Annotated in this window: 14 protein-coding genes; 8 read left to right on the forward strand and 6 right to left on the reverse strand. The window is 59.2% G+C overall.

The window, feature by feature from the left end:
• Nucleotides 1-28: 28 nt before the first annotated feature.
• From IE093_RS08655 to IE093_RS08675, 5 genes are all read right to left on the reverse strand, one after another.
• Nucleotides 29-5,065 carry a retention module-containing protein gene (locus IE093_RS08655; protein WP_189468208.1) on the reverse strand — a complete coding sequence of 1,679 codons (5,037 nt, stop codon included), beginning with the start codon at nucleotides 5,063-5,065 and terminating at the stop codon, nucleotides 29-31.
• A 116-nt stretch (nucleotides 5,066-5,181) separates the two neighbouring features.
• Nucleotides 5,182-5,802 carry a response regulator transcription factor gene (locus IE093_RS08660; protein ID WP_189468210.1) on the reverse strand — a complete coding sequence of 207 codons (621 nt, stop codon included), beginning with the start codon at nucleotides 5,800-5,802 and terminating at the stop codon, nucleotides 5,182-5,184.
• Nucleotides 5,802-7,232, reverse strand: a complete 1,431-nt coding sequence (locus tag IE093_RS08665) for an HlyD family type I secretion periplasmic adaptor subunit (RefSeq protein ID WP_189468212.1) — start codon at nucleotides 7,230-7,232, stop codon at nucleotides 5,802-5,804. The genes IE093_RS08660 and IE093_RS08665 overlap by 1 nt, the downstream gene beginning before the upstream one ends.
• Nucleotides 7,232-9,391 (reverse strand): type I secretion system permease/ATPase, encoded by a 2,160-nt coding sequence (locus IE093_RS08670; RefSeq protein ID WP_422730971.1) that lies wholly within the window; start codon nucleotides 9,389-9,391, stop codon nucleotides 7,232-7,234. The genes IE093_RS08665 and IE093_RS08670 overlap by 1 nt, the downstream gene beginning before the upstream one ends.
• Before the next feature lie 77 nt (nucleotides 9,392-9,468).
• Nucleotides 9,469-11,307, reverse strand: a complete 1,839-nt coding sequence (locus IE093_RS08675) for a TolC family outer membrane protein (protein WP_189468213.1) — start codon at nucleotides 11,305-11,307, stop codon at nucleotides 9,469-9,471.
• A 383-nt stretch (nucleotides 11,308-11,690) separates the two neighbouring features.
• On the opposite strand from IE093_RS08675, the gene IE093_RS08680 reads away from it, so the two are divergent.
• The 4 genes from IE093_RS08680 (at nucleotide 11,691) to IE093_RS08695 (ending at nucleotide 15,580) form a co-directional block, all read left to right on the forward strand.
• Nucleotides 11,691-11,969: a hypothetical protein gene (locus IE093_RS08680; RefSeq protein ID WP_189468216.1), complete on the forward strand. Its 279-nt coding sequence runs from the start codon at nucleotides 11,691-11,693 to the stop codon at nucleotides 11,967-11,969.
• Nucleotides 11,970-12,057: 88 nt separating this feature from the next.
• Nucleotides 12,058-12,534: a molybdopterin-dependent oxidoreductase gene (locus IE093_RS08685; protein ID WP_189468218.1), complete on the forward strand. Its 477-nt coding sequence runs from the start codon at nucleotides 12,058-12,060 to the stop codon at nucleotides 12,532-12,534.
• An 8-nt stretch (nucleotides 12,535-12,542) separates the two neighbouring features.
• The gene (locus IE093_RS08690) at nucleotides 12,543-13,691 is read left to right on the forward strand and encodes a GGDEF domain-containing protein (RefSeq protein ID WP_189468219.1); all 1,149 of its coding nucleotides are present in this window, start codon (nucleotides 12,543-12,545) and stop codon (nucleotides 13,689-13,691) included.
• A 44-nt stretch (nucleotides 13,692-13,735) separates the two neighbouring features.
• On the forward strand, nucleotides 13,736-15,580 hold the full coding sequence (locus IE093_RS08695) for a PilX N-terminal domain-containing pilus assembly protein (protein ID WP_189468221.1): 1,845 nt from the start codon (nucleotides 13,736-13,738) through the stop codon (nucleotides 15,578-15,580).
• Here IE093_RS08695 and IE093_RS22885 read toward each other — a convergent pair.
• On the reverse strand, nucleotides 15,572-15,910 hold the full coding sequence (locus IE093_RS22885) for a type IV pilin protein (protein ID WP_422730968.1): 339 nt from the start codon (nucleotides 15,908-15,910) through the stop codon (nucleotides 15,572-15,574). The two genes, IE093_RS08695 and IE093_RS22885, sit on opposite strands and share 9 nt — an antisense overlap.
• Before the next feature lie 667 nt (nucleotides 15,911-16,577).
• On the opposite strand from IE093_RS22885, the gene pilB reads away from it, so the two are divergent.
• From pilB to coaE, 4 genes are read left to right on the forward strand one after another with little or no spacing between them, the layout of a single operon-like run.
• Nucleotides 16,578-18,392: a type IV-A pilus assembly ATPase PilB gene (gene pilB, locus IE093_RS08705; protein WP_189468225.1), complete on the forward strand. Its 1,815-nt coding sequence runs from the start codon at nucleotides 16,578-16,580 to the stop codon at nucleotides 18,390-18,392.
• 42 nt (nucleotides 18,393-18,434) lie between these two features.
• Nucleotides 18,435-19,670, forward strand: coding sequence for a type II secretion system F family protein (locus IE093_RS08710; RefSeq protein WP_189468226.1), 1,236 nt, complete (start codon nucleotides 18,435-18,437; stop codon nucleotides 19,668-19,670).
• A 46-nt stretch (nucleotides 19,671-19,716) separates the two neighbouring features.
• Nucleotides 19,717-20,571, forward strand: a complete 855-nt coding sequence (locus IE093_RS08715) for a prepilin peptidase (protein WP_308427195.1) — start codon at nucleotides 19,717-19,719, stop codon at nucleotides 20,569-20,571.
• 1 nt (nucleotide 20,572) lies between these two features.
• The gene (coaE, locus tag IE093_RS08720) at nucleotides 20,573-21,190 is read left to right on the forward strand and encodes a dephospho-CoA kinase (protein WP_189468228.1); all 618 of its coding nucleotides are present in this window, start codon (nucleotides 20,573-20,575) and stop codon (nucleotides 21,188-21,190) included.
• The last annotated feature ends 16 nt before the right edge of the window (nucleotides 21,191-21,206 follow it).

Here is a 21,206-nt window from a genome sequence, read left to right on the forward strand (position 1 = left end):
GGTGGGGCCTCGACCGTCGGCTTGAGGCTTACTGGTCGATGGTCAGTTGGCCACTGCCGATCATATCCTGGATGAGATCGGCATCGTATTGCACGCCCTTCAGCTGGATGGTCTGGTCTTCAGCGGCAGCATCGTAGCCAGCGGCGAATCCGCCATTGGTGCTGACGTGGATCAGCGTACCACCCTCGCCATCGTCACTGGCATGCAGATAGTCGCTGATGTCGCTGTCGCTATCATGCTCCTGCAGCAGGTCGGAGAGCTCCAGGTTATCGCCTTCGTCGGCATTGAAGTCCATCACCTCGTCGACGGCGGCGTTGCCCGCCGCACCCTGGTCTCCCAGGTTCCAGGCGAAGGTATCAGCCCCCAAGCCGCCGTACATGTCGTCGTCACCAGCTCCGCCGATGAGCGTGTCGGTTCCGGCACCGCCATACAGAAGATCGCCGGTGCCATTCCCCACTAGCGTATCCTCGGCCGATGAACCAACAACGATGCCGTACTGCTCGACAGCCGTGGCGGATGAAGCTCCTTCCTGGCTGATGGTGGATACGCTGGCTTCAATGTCGAAGGCGCTTGTATCGGCGGGAACCGTCATGGCGATCTGGAGGCCGTCGATATTGCCACCATCAGGGTTACTGATTTGCCAGTTACCATTACTGTCTGGCCCAGTAACACCCTGCCCTTCGAGTGTCACGCCGTCGGGGATGCCGCTGAGCGTAACGTCGGAGAGCTCTTCGCTGCCATTGGCATCAGCAAGCGCCGCCGATATGTCAACCAGGAACGCCTGACCGCCGCTATCTCCTTCTACGACTTCTTCGACATTCGGCGCGTTGACGTCGGGACCATCGAAGCTTCCATCTCCGTAGATCACGCCTTCGATATTGTTGCTCACTTGCCCGATAAGCGAGCCGGATCCGCTTTCGTTCGTGTAGCCCACCCATACCCCATCGAGCGTGTTGACATGGGTATCGGCGTTATTGTTCGTGCTCCAGCCGGCCTGATATTCATAGCCTTCCTCCTGGACAACGAAGATGTAATCCCCATGGGCATCCGGAGCGTTCTCATTCGTGCGATTGCCGTGTACGGAGTCCAGCCCGCGTAGCTCCTCATGATCCCAATCGGACTGACTGTAGAACCAGCCACTTTGCGAATGCACCACAAAGATGTCGGAATATTCGCCATCCACACCATGATTGCCTCGTTCGTAATGGGCAATGACACCGGCGTTTTCAGAGCCGGGATTGGCAATTTCAGGCGCCGTATCTCCTTTCGTCAGCCATACGCGTACACCGTCACCGACCTTGACAATTTGGCCGTCCTGGACGTCGAAGCCACCGGCCACCCCACTGCCGCCATTGACCTTGATGATCTCGGCGCTGTCACCACCAGAAGATTCTTCCGGGGTGACCGTCAGTGAAATGTTCGGAGTTTTGGGAGCCGTATCTACCGTATCTTCTAGCTCGAAGTCGACCTGGAAGCCGGCACTGGTGGAGTCTCCGTCTCCATCGACGGCCTCGATCTCCACAGGAAGCGTATAAGCTTGATCGGCATCGAGGAGAGCGCCACTGAAACCACTGACATTATATTGGTCGCCTCCATCAGCACCGTAAAAGTGCACCTCGTCAAAGCCTGTGCCGACATTGAGATGCGTTCCAGTCCCCGAACCAACGGAAACGCCTTCATTGAAGGCCTCCCAACTTGGCGCACCGTCCTTCCCCATTTCAAAGCTGAGTTCGGTCAGTGTTTGATTGAAATTGGCGATCAGGGCTTTCCCACTTTCAATCAAGTTATTATCCACCCCAATACCGTTGGTCGACCAGTTGACAGAGCCACCAGTCGAAGTGAAACGTATATCCAGGTTGGAGCCATCAATATGAAAATCGTTGTTGACACCACCACCCTGGCTGCCAGAAAGATCCGCCGTAAAGTCGACAGCAACGGGGTCGAGAGGCTGCAGCACTTCAATGGAATATGACTCGGTATTCACATCGATCCTGAAAACGGGATTTTTGGGGCCTTCCGTCACCTTGTAGGCAATGAGCTGCTGGGACTCCGTGTCGAAAACATATTGGAGATTCACGCCACCGGAAGTCAGATACGCGGTGTTCTGAGTACCAGCGTCGTCGTAGGTAACCTGAACCCAATCATTCTCATCCGATTGCAGAGACACATTGGCGATCTGGGCTCCTTTGGAGTCAGCACCGACTGTCAGATCGAGGTTACCTTCGAACTCCCCATCAATGACACTGATCGTGGCATCGGCAGGTGCCCCGAAGTCGGGAACGTCGTCGAGCACCTCAACTTCGATTTCGCTACTGGCATCCTGGCCTAGCTGGTCCTTGACGGAAATGGACACTCCTTCCTCATCGGAGGAGTTTCGGCCATTACCATCGGAATGTGTCAGGGTTCCCGCCAATTCAAACTCGTAACCGACAGTTCCGCCATGGGCATCGCCTTGGTATTCAGTAATACGTACTACGTTGCCTTCCGCGGTAGACACTTCGATTGCGGCAGCACCACTATCCAAGGCCAACAGAGCATCGACCAAAATCTCTTCGCCAGCTACGGTGATAGACGCAATCCCTGACACCGCGCTGACACCAAAAGTGCCAGTTTTCACCAATTCAGCGGAGTTGGGATTCGAGCCATTCAAAAGATGCTGCTCATCGACGACGACATCCGCTTCGCCAAGGTTCAGCCCGGTAATTTCTGGACCAGCGACATTATAGGAACGAGTCGTATCAGCGCTAAAGGGGTTGCCAGCTTCATCCTCGCCACTGATGCTGGCGTCGACCTGGCCATTGTCGGCCAGCACGCTGCCCGGGACGTCGATGGCGTAGTGGCCGTCGGCGTCGACCGTGCCGGTGAATTCCTGATCGCCGACGGTCAGGGTGACGCTGTCACCTTCGCCGGCATCACCGCCCACACTGCCGGTGATGGTGACCGGTTGCCCGGCTTCCTCAGCGTTGACCACATCGTCACCGGCGATGGTGTCGATGCTGATGCTGGCGTCGGTCTCGGTATCGACGGCGTACTCGCGCACGCTCTCGGCGCGGTAGGGGTTGCCGGCCTCGTCGCTGCCGTCGACGCTGGCCTCGACCTGGCCATTCTCGGCCAGCACGCTGCCGGGCACGTCGATGGCGTAGTGGCCGTCGGCGTCGACCGTACCGGTGAAGGTCTCGTCACCCACGGTCAGGGCGACGGTGTCGCCCTCCCCGGCATCGCCCGTGACGCTGCCAGTGACGGTGATGTCGTCCCCGGCCTCCGCCGCGTTGACCACGTCGTCACCGGCGATGGTGTCGATACTGATGGTGGCCTCGGCGCCGGTATCGACGCTGTAGTCGCGGCTGTTGGTAGCCTCGAACGTGTTGCCGGCCTCGTCGCTGCCGCCAACGCTGGCCTCGATCTGGCCGTTCTCGGCCAGCACGCTGCCGGGCACGTCGATGGCGTAGTTGCCATCGGCGTCGACCGTGCCGGTGAATTCCTGGTCACCCACGGTCAGGGTGACGCTGTCACCCGCGCCGGCATCGCCCGTGATGCTGCCAGTGACGGTGAGGGTCTGGCTCGCCTCGTCGCCGTTGACCACGTCGTCGCCGGCGATGGTGTCGATACTGATGGTGGCCTCGGCGCCGGTATCGACGCTGTAGTCGCGGCTGTTGGTAGCCTCGAACGTGTTGCCGGCCTCGTCGCTGCCGCCAACGCTGGCCTCGATCTGGCCGTTCTCGGCCAGCACGCTGCCGGGCACGTCGATGGCGTAGTTGCCATCGGCGTCGACCGTGCCGGTGAATTCCTGGTCACCCACGGTCAGGGTGACGCTGTCACCCGCGCCGGCATCGCCCGTGATGCTGCCAGTGACGGTGAGGGTCTGGCTCGCCTCGTCGCCGTTGACCACGTCGTCGCCGGCGATGGTGTCGATACTGATGGTGGCCTCGGCGCCGGTATCGACGCTGTAGTCGCGGCTGTTGGTAGCCTCGAACGTGTTGCCGGCCTCGTCGCTGCCGTCGACGCTGGCCTCGACCTGGCCATTCTCGGCCAGCAGCTCGCCGGGCACGTCGATGGCGTAGTGGCCGTCGGCGTCGACCGTGCCGGTGAATTCCTGATCGCCCACGGTCAGGGTGACGCTGTCACCCTCGCCGGCATCACCGCCCACACTGCCGGTGATGGTGATCGTCTGGGTCGCTTCGTCACCGTTGACCACGTCGTCACCGGCGATGGTGTCGATGCTGATGGTGGCCTCGGAAACCGTATCTTTGCCTGCAGTATCGTTAGCGGTAACAGTCGAACCGGTTTGGTCTGTCGTACTCGCCTCGACGGTCAGAGGACCGTCAATAAGCTGGCCAAGACCTATCTCAGTTTGATAACTGCCATCATCGTTGGCCGTCGTTGTCGTGGTGACACTATTCCCATTCTGGTCGGTTACCACAATGGTGATGCTACTTCCCAGAGAGATATTCGTCGTGGTGCCGAAAACCGGCACATTGCTTACGTTCTGAGTGTTGACGTCGTCGAGGATAACGGTAACTTCACCGGAAAGCGGAGGTTGTTCAGCACCCTGTTCTTCATCGGTTGCAGCTGCATCCGTTGCAGCCGCCGCCAACGAATCTCCCTCGGTATCAGTGGATTCAGCCGTTTGTGCAGTGCCGAACTCGAACGCCAAGGGATCCACTGATTCGGTGATCCGCGCCAGGCGCACGAAATCGTGGCCGCCGCTTTCACCACCGCCACCACCTGCACCGGCTGCGGTGGCATCGAGCAGTTCGAGCAGGTCGCCGTCACCTTCGTCAATTGCGGCAAGCAGGGCTTCGATATCTTCATCGAGGACACTGGAATCGGCCACGTCGACGGGGGCTTGCGCATCCACCTCAGGCGTCATCGCCACTTGCTGGCCAGAACCGATGAGTGCCGGTTCCAGGCCATCGCCGAAGTCGAGTTGGACGCTACCGTTGCCGGAAGTCACCAGCGTCTCGCCTTCCTGCAAGACATCTCCTGGGCTCAATTCGCGCAAATTGCCTTCGCTGTCGCGCGCCCAAGCCTGGCCGGTGATGGAAAGAACGGTTGCGATGCTCATGTGACTGACTCCCTGCGATCCGTGCCGACAGCGGCGGCATGATTATGTCGTAAGGAAGTCAGACTAAATAATGAATCAATTCATGAATATTGTACCGATGGCATAGTAATAAAAGGCTACTCGGCATCCATCAGCGACGACTCGGTCTGCGTGAGCAACAGGATCAGTTGCATGCGGTCGCGCACCTTGAGTTTGCGGAACACGGCACCCAAGTGCGCCTTGACCGTCCGATCGGTGATATCCAATTCGCGAGCCACTTCCTTGTTGCTCTTGCCTGAAGCCACGGCCAGCGCCACGGCTTTTTCGCGTTGGGTAAGTACCGCCAACGCGTCCTCGCGCAGGGCATTCTCACCACTCAGGGCCTTGAAGGTCGAGCCTACCACTTGGGATAGCAACTCTGGCCACAACCAGATGCCCTGATTTCCGGTGACGACGACGATCTGCTGCAACAATGCCACGGGGGATAGCGCATGCGCATAACCACGTGCCCCGGCATTGAGTGCCTGGAAAGCTTCCTGCGAGCTCGGAGAATAAGAGAGCACCACCAGCGTCGCGCCTCGCGCACTAAGTGTCGAAGTCAGGGTCGTCCAGCCATCGAGGTTGCTCATCACCCACACATGATCGCCATGACCTGCCTGGGCACGGGCCTGTTGCGCGCTGCATAGACGCATATTGTCGAAGGCCTCACGCCAGCGCGGAATATTGTCATGTCCTTGACTGACAAAGAAATGTGTCATCAACGCTCTCCCAGCGAATCGTTCCAGGCTCGCATCACTGGCTTGAGCAGGAACTGCATCACGGTGCGCTTGCCCGTCATGATATCGACTTGTGCGGTCATCCCCGGAATGACGGCCAGATCGCTGCCGACCTCTCCTGCCTGCGTACGTACACGAACCAGATAAAAGGTATTGCCTTCTTCGTCGGTGATGGTGTCGGCGCTAATATGATTGAGTTCCGCCGCCAACCCTCCGTAGATGGAATAGTCATACGCCGTGAGCTTGACGGTGGCCGGCTGACCGGGTCGCAAGAAGGCAATGTCCTGCGGAGCGATGCGCGCCTCGACCAGCAACTTGTCGTCGCTGGGCACGATTTCCACCACCTCCTGACCGGGTTGGACGACGCCGCCCAACGTATTGACGTGTAAGCGCTGCACGGTGCCGGCGACTGGAGAACGGATCTCGGCCATACTGACCTTGTCCTGCAGACCGACATTGCTTTCTTCGAGAGCCGCCAGTTGACCCAGCGTTTCGGAGAGCTCGTTACGCCATCGGTTCTGCATTTCCAGCGCAACCTCACGAATCTTGCTCTGGGCCTCTTCCACCGCAGCCTGTAGGCGCGACACCTGAGCCGCGGCCTGATTCAGTTCGCCCCTGGCACTGGAGACGTCACGCTCCAAGCGCAATACCTCGACCTCGGATACCGCACCGGATTTCAGCAGCGGCCGGGTCAAACCGAGTTCACGTGAGGCCAGGTTCAGGGTGCGGCTAGCGGAATCCCGGCGCGCTTCGGCCTCGCGCAGCTCCTCGCGGCGCTGGATGAGTTGTTCGCGAGCGATCGTCCGCTGCTCCTCGAGTTCTTGCTTGCTGGTCTCGTAGAGTTCGCGCTCATGAGCGGCCAAACGCGGGGATTCGTCGATCACCTCGCGCGACGGTATGAAGGGTTGATCGGTCGTCAACGCACTCAGCCTTTCCGCCTTGGCCTTGAGCGCCAGGGAGCGCGCCACGCCTTCTCGGTAGGAGGAGGCATAACGCGTCGGGTCGATACGCATCAGTATCTGTCCGGGTGAAACGAGCTGCCCTTCTTCGATCTCGATGTTCTCGACTACCCCGCCATCGTAGGACTGGATGATCTTGGTCTGCGAGGAAGGAATGACCCGCCCCATGCCCTTGGTCACCTCGTCGATCTTGGCGAAATACGACCATACCCCCATGGCGATGACAGCCAGCAACAGTGCATAAAGAAGGCCACGGGCACGAAGCGGGTCCTGTTGCATCCTCGCCCAATCGGCATCGCTGGCCCAGTCGCGGTCCAGATGCGCCGCGGAGACCCGCCGCGCAAACAGCCGATCGATCAAGGGTCGGAATGGCTTGCCGCCCTTGCGCGAGACTCGGCCGATGGCCTCGAAGCCCTGCTGTTCGGCGGTCTTGATCCTGGCCCGCTGGTTCATCAACCGGCCCTCCCGATCTGCCCGCTGCGGAGCGCGGCGACCACCTTGTCCTTGGGCCCATCGGCAACCACCTTGCCGGCATCGATCACCACGATGCGATCGACCAGCGAGAGCAGCGAGGTGCGGTGGGTCACGATCACCAAGGTCTTGGCCTGGGCAAATTCGGCCAGGCGTTTCTTGAAAACTTCTTCACTGGTGTGATCCATGGCGCTAGTGGGTTCGTCGAGCAGCAGGATCTGCGGGTCATGGACCACGGCACGGGCAATGGCCACCCCTTGACGTTGACCACCGGAAAGCATTTCGCCACGCTCGCCGACCGGCAAATCGACGCCGCGCGGATGGGTATTGGCAAGATCATGCAGCCCGCCAATCTCCATGGCGCGCAGCAAGGCCTCATCCTCGACGCCTTCACTGCCGCCACCGGCCACCACGTTGTCGCGCAGCGAGCCGAAGAACAGGCTGACGTCCTGGGGCACGTAACCGATGTGCCGTCGCAGCTCGACCGGGTCGAACTGACGGATGTCGACACCATCGACCATCACTGCCCCACTGGTCGGTTGGTAGAGCCCCAGCATCAGCTTGTTGAGCGTCGATTTACCCGATCCAACCCGCCCCAGAAGCGCCACCTTTTCGCCTGCCTTGATCTTCAGCGAGATGTCGCGCAAGGCATCGCGTTCTTCGTCCGGATAGCACAGCGTCAGCTTGTTGAACTCGATCTCGCCACGAATCACCGGGCGACTGACCCACTGCTTGCCTTCGGGGCGCTCCACCGGCTTGTCCATCACGCCATTGAGCGATTCCAACGCTGTCGAGGACTGGTGATACTGCGCCAGCAAGGCGGCTGCCTGGCTGACCGGCGCCATGGCCCGCGAAGAGAGCAGATAGGCGGCAATCAGCCCGCCCTGGCTAAGGTCGCCCTCGATGATCAGGTAGACACCGACGACGATCACCGCGACCGCGACAGTATGCTGGGCCCACAGCGCCACACTGGTCACCGAGGAACTGACCAAGCGCAATTGAGCCGAGGTTCGCGACAGGAAAGCAGTGGCCTTTTCCCACATGCCCTGCAGTCGCCCTTCGGCGCGCAGCGCCTTGACCGTTTCCAGGTTCGACAACGACTCTACCAGGCTGGCATTGCGTTGTGCCCCGACACGCCAAGTGGTCTCCGAAAGCTCGTGCAGCTTGCTTTGTGCCGCCAGGGCGTAGAGCAGCACGAAGATGATACCCACCACGAGGGGGACCGCCAGCGGCAAGCCTATCAGTGCGATGATGGCAACGAACAGCAACATGAAAGGCAGGTCGGCCAGCGCGACCACGGTCGCCGAACCGATGAAGGCACGCACCGACTCGAACGACTGCAAGGTCGAGGCGAACGACCCAGTGGATGCTGGCCGAGCCTCCAGCCGCATGCCCAACACCCGCGCCATGATCGACGAAGACAGTTTGACATCGGCCCGGCTGGCCGCAAGGTCGACGAAGGCGTTGCGCATCAAGCGCAGTACCAGGTCCAGGCACAGCACCATGAATATGCCGACCGCCAGTACCCACAGGGTCTCGGTCGCCTGATTGGGCACTACTCGATCGTAGACGTTCATCACAAACAGCGGCATGGCCACGGCAAACAGGTTGATCATCACCGAACCGACCAGCACGTCGCGATACAAGCGGCGATTCTCGCGAATCACGCCCCAGAACCAATGGCGTGCCGTCTGCTTCTTGACCTCCGGCCCTCGGGTGTCGAAGCGGAACTTGGGACGCACGTAGATGGCCTGGCCACGAAAGCGCCCTTGCAGCTCATCCAAACCGATCTCGACCACCGCTTCACCCAATTCGGGAAAGATCACTTGGGCTTGGCGAGCCTTGACGTCCATTGACACCAGCACGCAAGCGCGTGCTGGTTCCAACAGCAACACCACCGGGAACAGCGCTGGATTCAATTGCACCAGGCGGCTGTGTACATGTCGTGCCGTCAGTCCGGCGCGCGCCGCGGCACGCGCGAACACCCCCGGCGTCAGCCGCCCTTCTTCGAGCGGCAGGCCCGCGACCAGGGCGTCACCACTGGCGGCATGATCATGGGCATGAGCGACGACCAGCAGGCATTCCAACAACTCATCGCTTTCAGCTTCATGCACCTGATCGCGCAGGTGTCTCTCGTGCAGATAGCTGGCGTCGGTAGTCACGACTGTTTCCTTCTTGCCGGTAGTGGCCTGTCATTATGTCTATCGGCCGCGGCAGGTCATTCGTTAATCCGTTCCAGCGTGACTTCGACACGACGGTTTTGGCTGCGCCCTTCAACGGTAGCGTTGCTGGCCACCGGATTGCGCGATCCATAGCCGCGTGACTCGAGCAAGTCGCGACGCACGCCTTGGGACGCCAGATAGTCAGCCACGTTCGCGGCACGCTGTTCAGACAGCGGATCGTTGATGGCATCGGTGCCGGTGATGTCGGCATGCCCGGCGATGAACACCCGGCGCAGGTCATCACGCCCACGGATATCGGCCGCCAGAGAGTCCAGCGTGCGCCGCGCCTGCGGGTTCAGCCAGGCGCTACCGGTAGCGAACAGGGCATCGGCAGATAGCGTAACATCCGGAGCACGGGCAGGAGCAGGGCTCAAGACTGAAGAGCTGCGCAAATCGGATACCAGGTCCTCCAAGGTGAAGCTGGCAGGAGCCTGTGTCGGGCAAATGGCTTGCGGATCGATCTCGACACCGTCGCTACCCAGCTCCGCAAGACTTGGCATGTCCTCGCGGGCCACACCTAGTACCGGCATCAACCTGCCCATGGCCGCTAGGGTGCGCGCCTCGGCGATGGTCACATCATACTGCGCATTGACGAAGGCACGACTAGCCTCGAAATATTCGTTCTCGCTATCGAGCACGTCGAGCAAGGTGCGTTGGCCGATGTCGAACTGCTGCTGATAGGCACCGCGCACGCGGTCGATGGACTGGCGGTGATCGTTCAGGTAGCGCATCTGCTCACGCAGGCGCTGAGTGTCGTTATAAGCGATCTGCGTTGTCTGACGCAGATCCACGCACTCTTTGTCTCGCAGGTCCATGGCCTGATCGAGGAGGTCGCTCGCGCGGCGGAATGAGGCCAGATCGCTACCGCCACGGTAGAGATTGATGCTGGCAACGAGTTCAGCGACATGCCGATCGTTGCGCCCGGTGATATCGCTCTGATTATTGGTGCCGGTGCGTGCCCGGAACTCCAGCCGGGGGTGGAAGCCTGAACGAGTCCCCGCCCGTTCAGCACGTGCCGACTCGATATTCTCGATGGCAGCATGGAAGTTGGGATTACCCCGATAAGCCATGTCGACGGCCTCGGCCACCGATGTTGGCAGCCGGTCGTCCAGTGGCGGTGCTGGCGGCAGGTTCTCCGCCGGCAGTTCACCGACCAGCCGCTGGTATCGGGCGCTGACATCGTGCAGATTCGACGCCTCGGTCAGCAGGTTGGATTCCGCCAACGCCAAGCGGCCACTGATCTGCTCCAGATCGACGCGGCGACCTGCTCCCGTGCTGACACGCTCCTCGATCTGCTGAAAGACGCGCAGGTGCTCGGCGTAGTTCTCCCTGGCCAGTTCGACCAGGTCGCGGAAGCGACGCACGTCTTGATAGGCACGCGTGACTTCCAGCGCCACCTCTTCGCTCGCGCCCAGTAATTCGTAGTAGCGCACCAGTTTTGCACGGTCGAGGCGCTCGACTTCGCTGCGCGTAGCGAAGCCGTCGTAGATCATCTGGGTCAGAGACAACTCGGCGAAATCGGTATCGAAACTGCCTCGGCCATCGCCCTGTCGATCCTCGATTCCCACCCCGGCGCTGAGATCGATGCTTGGCAGGTAACCTCCGCGCGCCACGTCGACTTCGTCGTCAGCGGCTTTGAAACCATGCCAGGCAGCCTGGACTTCCGGGTTGTTCGCCACGGCACGCTGTACGACTCGCTGCAGTTCGTTGGCGCCCGCATCCTGAGCCAGTGCCTGGGCCATGGGCGTCAGCACCAGGCCAGACAGCAGCAACGCGGCCCCACCAAGCCCCGTCCGCTGGCGCTTGGCATGACGAATGACATAATACGATTGCATGGTGAACTTCTCCCTTGCGTACGATCGGCACGATGCACCCAAAGACGGCGTCATCATGCCCTGCGATATTCTTTTTTTGATCGTGGTAAGCCGATATGCCAGAGGTATCCCTACAGCCGGGAAAGGCATGCCGGACACTCTTTCGTCTTACTACGTTCCCTTTTGTAAGTAATAGTAACTGGTATGTTGACTTTGTCCAATCCCGTTAACGTCAATTCTTATAAGCGATTGCTGATAGTTCTTGTAAGATATTTCCTACACGGTGTAAGACATTTGCCATTACCCGCCGACGCATGGCCTCGCACCACTCTCACAGCCGCTTCCAGCTGTGCTATCGTCGCGCACATGCCCTTGCGGGCCCGAAACCACAGCAGGAGCCACCCATGTCCGCTTCCGAGATCCAAAAAACCCGTGTCATCAATGAATTGCGCGGCTTCATCAAGAAGCTGCTGCAAGATCCAAAAATTCTCGAGCAGTCGCTGGAGATTGCCAGAAAGCACCTGAGCAGCGGCGAGAAGGATGCCATGGCCAAGATAGCCAGCGAGATTTCCGATACCACCAGCGTGCACATCTCCGAGGACCCAGCCGAGCACTCCGAAGCCGACAAGCTCTACCTGGAGGTACTCAAGGAGGTAATCGACGAGGAACAGGCGCTTTACTGAAGCGGCCGCCCTCTCGGCCACTCCAGCCTCAAGCTTTCCAGGCATCAGCCGTTATTAATCGTATGAGCCCCTTGCAAGGAACTCTTCCATGGTCGCGATTCGCACCTTGCTGTCATTGCCCCTTGCTCTCTTACTGGTCGGGGGTAGTGCCCTGGCGAGTGAAGACGAGACGATCCTGACCCTGAACCAGGACGGTGAGCACCGAGATCTGACGCTGTCGGATATCGAGCGGCATCCGCTACAGCGAATCCAGTTCCAGCATCCCGAGGGACTGGAAGGTGAGTTTTCCGGTGTCTGGCTCAACGACTTTCTTGCCGCCCAAGGGCTCGACGGGGCGGATCAATTGCGCTTCATCGCCGCCGACCATTACACGACTTTCCTGACGCCCGAAGAGCGCGATGAGAAAGCCTATCTGCTGGTGACCCGGCTCGAGGGTGACCCCATCGCCCTGCGCCAGAAAGGACCACTGATGCTGATCGTGCCAGCCGACGAGCAGCCAGTATTGGCCGGCACCGAACCGATGACCAAATGGATCTGGTCGATCACTGAAATCCGCGCTCGCTAAACCGCCCCATGGCAGATCGCCATCTTTCCCGCATGCGAGTCACGTTGATTGCCGCCTTCGTACTCGTGTTGCTGGTCATGATTACCCTCATCACCCTATTCACCATCAATGCCCACAGGCATGTCGGTGCGGACTATCTCGCCTTCGCCAGCGATATCGTGCGTGTCCAGCAGGACGGTGTGCAGCTCCGTCTGGCCATCGAAAGCCTTGAGGAAAACCCAGAGCCGCTACATCAGCAGCAGCTTCAACGGGCACTTTCGGTCATCGCCTCGCGACTCGAAAGCACTCGTCATGCCATACGCAACGTCCAACTCGCCCCGGTCGACTACCGTCATGTGCACCGGGAATTCGACAATCTCGATGCACTGTTACCACGCCTGGAAGCATTGGCCTCCGGGTCGCTCGAAGATGAAGAGAGCATCGAGGAACTGAAATGGCTGGCACTCGAATTCGACGACAGTCTCGCTTACGCCTATAGCGAGCTACATGAACTGGTGCATGCTGCAGCGGCACAACAACGCCAGTTGATGGGCTGGCTCAACTGGACCCTTATTCTGCTAGGCGCCCTATTGCTGCTATTCATCGCGGGACTGTTGCTGGCCATGGACAAGATCTTCGGCCAGAAACGCGCCCTGGAGCGGCTCAGTGCGACAGATGAAGTTACCGGCCTGAACAATCGACGCGCGCTGCTCGATACCGCCGGGCGGGCACTCGCCCTGGCCCGTCGCAGCCATCAGCCGGTTAGCCTTGCACTAATCGACTTCGACCACTTCAAACGCATCAACGATGAACATGGCCACCCCAATGGTGACCGCGTGCTCAAGCAATTCGCTGACACCTTGCAAGAAATGATCCGCCAAACCGATACAGTCGCGCGTATCGGCGGCGAAGAGTTCTGCCTGCTGATGCCTAACACTGAACGCAACGGCGCCATGGAACTCTGCGAGCGCATAAGAAGTACCATCGCAACCCTGCCGCTGGAAGCCATCGATGGCCAACCGGCCCTTACCGTTAGCATTGGCATCGCCACTACCCATGGCGATAGTGATGCCTCCTTCAATACACTGTACAGTCAGGCAGACCACGCACTTTATGAGGCCAAAGTGAAAGGTAGGAACAAGACGATAACGTACAAAAGACAACTGCAAGCAATATAAATTCAATACCAAACAACCAAACGACACATCCCACATGGTCCACGATGCCCCACCCCGTCAAGAAGCAAAGAGAAAAAGGCGCGGCACTGACTGTCGTCCTCGGCCTGCTGATCGTCACCATGTTGCTGGCGATCTCTGCCTTTCAGTCCTCCCAGTCCCATGAGCGCATGGCGGGCAACTATCGAGAGTCCATCCTGGCACTGAATGAAGCAGAGGCTGGAGTAGCCTCTTTCTACCAAGCCATCCAGCAGCCAGAGGTTTTCAACTTCACATTCCTCGGAAAAACTGGAAAAGACGCGTTGGGAGCGTTGATCGACGCCGCATCCGAAGCCACCAGCACGATCAATGACAGGATCCAGGGAGTTACGGCTATTCCCGGAGAAGCCAATAGCACATTTGATACCGCCAATGCGTCATGGTCAGCCGGCTCATTGAACGGTTCTCCAGGGACATACACATGGGAGGTGTCTGCCTTTCATCCCGCCCAGGTCGGCAATGCCATTGCCCCCAAGACACCTACCTTCTGGTTGATCAGCAAAGGTCATTATGGCCAAGAGGGCCGCCAAGCCATTCGCATGGTGAAAGCGCTATTCACCATCCCCGAGTCAACCTCTCATCCGTTCGATGGCGTCATGACGTGCGAAGGATTCACGCTATCCGGTAGTGGCATCATCGACAGCTACGATTCATACGAAGGAGTCTACAGCGCCAACGGCAATAGCCATGGCAGCGAGATACGGATCACAAGCCAAGTGCAAGGGATGCCGGTGACATTATCGGGCAGTGCGCCGATCTTTGGTAACGTGCAGGTTCCCGGCGACCTGATTGCCACGGGATCTTCACCGATCATCGGCGACATCATGGCCGATGGTAATGTCGACATTCGTGGCGGTAACTGGTGGTACGAGGAGCAACGGAAGAATGGCCGAGTATTCGGCAACATTCGGGTAGGCGGCGATATCATCGTCAATGGTACCGCCCACGGAAACGTACGATCCAATGGCCGCATCGAACTCAATTGGGGTTCCCAAATCGAGGGTGATGCCGTTGCCAGCGAGATCGCTTTCCCCAATAACTCCAATCCGGACGATTTCGTCATCGGTAGTCGCCAAGAAGTCTCCGGAGGAGCTGGGGTCGCTCCTTTACCCTCGGCGCCGACTGCAGCGGAGTGCAACACGCTGCACGTTGACGAGAGAGTCGGCGTCTTCTCCAGCGTTGCATCTTCTGGCGCCTTTTCGCTCAACGGCAGTGGCCGGGATATCGTGCTTTCCGCCAACGGCCTACATGACCCCAATGGTGGTCCCGATATCACGGTCGAAGCCAAGGATATCGATGGACGGGAAGTGCACGTCGTCAGATTCGACAGCTTTTCCTTGGGAGGCAACGCTCGTTTCATCGTCGGTTCTTCTGCTCAGCCGGTGGATATGATCATGGTGATCGATGGCAAGACCGATATCGGCGGTGACGGCAGTTTCATCATCAGCGAGGGCAGCACCCTGCAGATCGTGACCAGCGGCCAATTCAACCTGACCAGCAGCATTACAGTAAGAGACGAAAAACCCAGCAAGAGGAATGAGGAAGGAAATACCGTGCCGATCTTGTCGCTCGTATCCAACCATCACGATGCCGAGAGCCCGGTAAAGGGACAAGGCGGCGTCAGAATCGGCGGGGCTTCCGCCTTTTATGGTCAGGTGATCGCCCCCTACTCAATGGTCGACATTCACGGCAGCGACGGAATGTACGGTGTCATCAATGCACGCCAAGTAGAAATCTCCAGTGCAGGAGGGTTTCATTATGATGAAAACTTCGGCAACCTAGCCAGTTTCGGAAGCAAGAACGAACCAGGAAAACCGCAACTCATGCTGGTATTGGAGCAGATACTACAGTGAAACCGTCACCGCCGCACCACGCTTGGAAGTGGCAGCAAGATCACCATTTGCATCGATACCCACTGAAGTATCATTGCAAGCTTTCCAAGAATCGATAGTTCCTTGGACCTCTGCATCAGTCGTTAATTCGTCTGCAACCACAATGGATCTTATCGATGCCAGCTCTTGACGACATGCTCCTTCCGAGGCGCGATCCTGATAATTAGAATACTGCGGAATCGCAATCATCGAGAGAATGCCGATAATCGCCACCACGATCAGCAACTCGATCAGGGTGAAACCGCCCTGATTGCTCTTCCTTGCTCCCTGCATGCCTTTCGTCCTTCTCATGAGCCGTTCTCTTCGGTGATCCCTTGTCTTGCGCCTGCCACACTCTAGGGAAACACTAAATAAATGCCTGCGCAGCTCAATCACTGCGTTACGCGGTGCTCGCAAGCCTCACATATACCCCATATGCTCCGGTTGCTGCGCTCCGGGCGCCTTGTGCTTGAAGCCGCTCGTCGATTTATTCAGCGCTTCCCTAGTGCTTTTCTACATTTCGCCATTTCGACCGATCATGGATGAAGCGGTGTCGAAGTTACATTACCAAGCTGCCTGTCACTATCCACTTACAGCTAGATTACCAAGGCTTGTACTTTACGCCTAGCCGAGCCGTCCTGAGTCGTATGAATTTCCTCCACCAGCAGGGTGAATTCTTTCATCACCAAGGCTTGTCATGGTCATACTTTCGATACTCTTTTACCCCGCTCAGTGACTTTATGTGACAAAAGCACACATTATTTAACATCATGACAGTGCTACCAAGCGCCGAGTCACCTCCATCACCCTTGAGTAACGACCAAAAGCAAAAAAAGACGTTGAAAACCTGACATCCATCAGGTATTGGCGGACTACTTACTGCAACGCAATACGACTAGAATACAGTCAATAACGAAGCCTGCTGCACTGGAAACGAGAATCAGAGTCGAGCAAGGCCGATTATCAGGGAACAGCCGTCATGCAAGATGCCACGCCACAACCGGTGGGCTCCCGCGAGGCTGAGGCACCATCCTGCGACTCAACGCGTGGCAAGGGTGTTGGCTCGTCGCTGGCCGTGGCCGCCAACCGAACCGGACTGTATGGTCTGTCGCGACGATTGGTGGCCGAAGGGGTGCTTACCGAGCTCGCGGCAAGCCGCGCCGAACAAGAGGCGCGAGAAGAAGATGTTTCACTGATGCAGCACGTGGTGGAGAACGGGCTGGTCACCGCGCGTCGGGCGGCATTTGCCGCCGCCTGGGAGTACGGTTTACCGATCATCGACCTGGACGCGCTCAGGTTCGAAGGCTTACCGCCCGCCAGTGAGTTCCCGGAAAAGGTATTACGCAAACTTTCGGTGATGCCGCTGTACCGCAACGAGCATCATCTCACAGTAGCCGTGCCCTACCCGTCGACCCTAGCCTTGCTCGACGAGCTGCAGTTCGCTACCGGGCTCTCCGTGGATGGGGTATTGGCCCCAGTCGATCAACTCGGCCCGGCACTGGAGAACTATCTCGCCCACTTCGACAACGCCACCATACTCGATGGTCTGGAAAACGCCACCGATGCTCTCGATGAACTGGAGTTCGACGAATACGACCCCGAGAACGACACCGCCATCACCGCCGGCAGTGATGATGCCCCGGTAGTGCGCTTCGTCAACAAGATCCTGCTCGATGCCATCCGACGTGGCGCCTCGGATATCCATTTCGAGCCCTACGAAACCAGTTTTCGCGTCCGCTTTCGTATCGACGGTATCCTGCTGGAAGCAGCGCGCCCGCCATTCGGTATGCGGGCTCGTATCGCCGCACGATTGAAGGTCATGGCACGGCTGGACATCTCGGAACGCCGTCTGCCTCAGGACGGCGCCATCAAGCTTCGGCTGTCGAAGCGCCGTTCCATCGACTTCCGCGTCAACTCGCTACCAACCGTGTATGGCGAGAAAGTCGTGCTGCGCATTCTTGATCCAGCCTCCGCTCGCATGGGTATCGACGCCCTGGGCTTCACCGCGGAACAACGGCGCATGTACGAGAGAGGGCTGGACCAGCCGCAGGGCATGATCCTGGTCACCGGCCCCACTGGCAGTGGCAAAACGGTCACGCTGTACACCGGGATCAATATTCTCAACACCACGGAACGCAATATCTCTACTGCCGAGGATCCGGTGGAACTCAAGATACCTGGCGTCAACCAGGTCAATGTACATCCCAGAATCGGCCTCGATTTCGCCAGTGCCCTGCGCGCTTTCCTGCGTCAGGATCCGGATGTGGTGATGGTGGGTGAGATCCGCGACCTGGAGACTGCCGAAATTGCCATCAAGGCCTCGCAGACCGGCCATTTGGTGCTATCCACCGTGCATACCAACTCGGCGGCGGAAACCCTGACGCGCCTGCAGAACATGGGCGTGGCACCGTTCAATATCGCCAGTTCGGTGTCGTTGATCATTGCCCAGCGTCTGGCGCGCAAGTTGTGTACTCACTGCCGCCAACGTGCTGACATTCCCCGCGAGACGCTGCTCGAGGAAGGCTTTAGCGAGGCGGAAATCGACCAGGCGACGATTTACCAACCGGTGGGATGCCGCCAATGCACCCTCGGCTACAAAGGGCGTGTGGGCATCTACGACGTGGTACCGATCAGCGATGCCATGAGTCAGTTGATCATGCGCCAGGGCAATGCCCTGGAACTGGCCGCCCTGGCACGCCAGGAAGGGCATCCAAACCTGCGCCGAAGTGGATTGCTGAAGGTTATGCAGGGGGTGACCAGTCTTGAGGAGATCAACCGTGTCACCAAGGATTGACCAAAGACATAAGACGACGTCATAAAGACGCAGGGAACGACCATGACCGCACATCAACAGATCAGGACGCCTCAGCGGATCAAGCTGTACCGCTGGCGCTGGTCAGGCAAGGGACCCAATGGCCGCCGTGTCAGCGGCGAGATTGTCGCGGGCCACAAGGCCGAGGTTGAGCGCGAATTGTCGGACCAGAATATCGTAGTCAAGACGATTCGGCGCCGGAGCGGACTGACCGGCGGCATGGGCAAGATCACGCCCCGCGACATCATGCTGTTCGCCCGACAGATGGCAACCATGATTCGTGCTGGGGTGCCGGTCTTGCAGGCCTTTTCGGTAGTGGCCGAAAGTCTCAAGAAGCCTGCCATGAGCGCCTTGGTACAGGAGCTGATGAACGAGGTGGCCGCTGGTTCGAGTTTCGCCGGTGCTCTGCGCAAGCACCCTCAGCACTTCGACCGCTTGTTTACCAACATGGTCGAGGCCGGTGAGCAATCGGGCTCGTTGGATCGTATGCTGGAAAGGGTGGCGAGCCACAAGGAAAAGATTGAATCGCTCAAGGGGCGAGTCAAGAAGGCGCTTTATTACCCCGCCGCGGTAATCGCGATCGGTATTAGCGTCACGGCATTGCTGCTGATCAAGGTGGTACCACAGTTCGAGGACCTGTTTCACGGCTTTGGTGCCGAGTTGCCGATCATGACACAGATAACCATCACCATCTCCGAATTCGCCCAGCGATACTGGCTATGGGGCATCGGGCTGCTGGTAATCACGGCACTCATCACTCGACAGGGCATCAGGTACTCCGAGACCTTCGCCTATCGCATGCACGCTCTGTCGCTGAAAGTCCCGGTGATCGGCGATATCCTCGACAAATCGGCAGTGGCACGCTACTCGCGGACCCTAGCCACGACTTTCGGCGCCGGCGTGCCGTTAGTGGAGTCACTGGACACCGCAGCGGGCGCCGCCGGCAACAAGGTCTACGAACATGCCATCCGCCAGGTTCGCGAGGATGTTACCGCCGGTCAGCAGTTGCACTTCGCCATGCGCCTGACCGAACGCTTCCCGCCCCTGGCGGTACAGATGGTCGGCATCGGTGAGGAGTCCGGGGCACTGGACGCCATGCTCAATCGCGTGGCCGATTACTACGAGGAGGAGGTCGACAATAAGGTCGACGCCCTGACCTCACTGCTGGAACCCTTTATCATCGTGGTGCTGGGCGTACTGGTCGGCGGCCTGGTAGTGTCGATGTATTTGCCAATCTTCGAGTTGGGCACGGCCCTATAGCCCTGCATGTACCCGACCATACAGGGTTGAAAGACAAGGACTGCTGTTGATAAACGTTAGCGAACTTCCACCCGCCCTACTGTGGCCGCTGGTGGCCCTGCTGGGGCTTTGCCTGGGCAGCTTTCTGAATGTGGTGATCACGCGCCTGCCGGTGATGCTGATGCAGGGCTGGCGGGCCGAGGCACGCGAGGCACTGGAGCTGGAGGCCGAGGAGCGGCCACGCTTCAACCTGCTTTCCCCACGCTCGCAATGCCCCCGATGTCAGGCGGCAATCGCCTGGCACGACAACATCCCCCTGCTGAGCTATGCCAAGCGCCGCGGCCGCTGCGCCCATTGCGGCACCCGCATCAGCCCCCAGTACCCGCTGATCGAGCTGGCCGGTGGTGCCCTTACCCTGTCGGTGGTGGCCATTCATGGCGTGAGTGTCGCCTCGCTGTTTCTCATTGCCGCGTGCCTGGCGTTGCTGGCCCTGGCTGTCATCGACTTTCGCACCCAGTTGCTTCCCGATGCGATCACCCTGCCGCTACTCTGGGGCGGGCTGCTGTATCAGTTGCTGTTCCAGCCGTTGATGCTGCAGAGTGCAGTAATTGGCGCCATGGCGGGCTACGTGGTGCTGTGGAGTTTCTACTGGCTGTTCAAGCTGGTCACCGGCAAGGAAGGCATGGGCTACGGCGACTTCAAGCTGATGGCCGCGCTCGGGGCGTGGCTGGGCTGGCAGCACTTGCCGCTGCTGTTGTTGCTGTCGGCCGGTGTCGGGGCTCTGGTCGGGATCGTCGCACAACTTGCCATCCCGCGCCTGCGCGGTGCCCCGATGCCTTTCGGCCCTTTTCTGGCCCTGGCCGGCTGGATCGCCCTGCTCGCTGGAACACCACTGATGGCTTGGTATCAAGGAATGCTCTGACATGACGAAACGGCTTACCATCGGTGTGACAGGTGGCATCGGTTCAGGCAAGTCGACGGTGGCTCGAACCTTCGCCACGCATGGCATTTCTTGGATCGATGCCGATGACGTGGCACGCGAAGTCGTCGAGCCTGGCGAGCCGGCACTGGCCGAGATTGCCTCACGCTATGGCGACAGGGTGCTCACCGAGGAAGGTCGGCTTGATCGCCGTGCCCTGCGCGACATCGTCTTTCGCGATAGCGTCGAACGACGCTGGCTGGAATTGGTGACACACCCTCGCATACGCCAGCGCCTGCTGGAGCATCTGCAACGAATGCGGGCCGATACGGCCCCTTACCACCTGCTGGTTTCCCCCTTGCTATTCGAGTCCGGACAGCATGAACTGGTGGACCGGGCGCTAGTGATCGATGTCCCGGAAACCCTGCAGATTTCCCGTACCGCCAGCCGTGACGACGTCGGTGAGGTGCAGGCCCGTGCCATCATTGCAGCCCAGATGCCGCGCAGCGAGCGCCTGGCACGCGCCGACGATGTCCTCGACAACAGCGGCGACCTCGACGCCCTGCAACGACAAGTCGCCGAACTGGATCGTCAGTATCGGGCGTTGTGTGGGGAAGCGTAATTGGGCATCCTTGTCG

Origin of the sequence: Litchfieldella qijiaojingensis (assembly GCF_014651875.1) — a bacterium.
Taxonomy (GTDB): Bacteria; Pseudomonadota; Gammaproteobacteria; order Pseudomonadales; family Halomonadaceae; genus Litchfieldella; species Litchfieldella qijiaojingensis.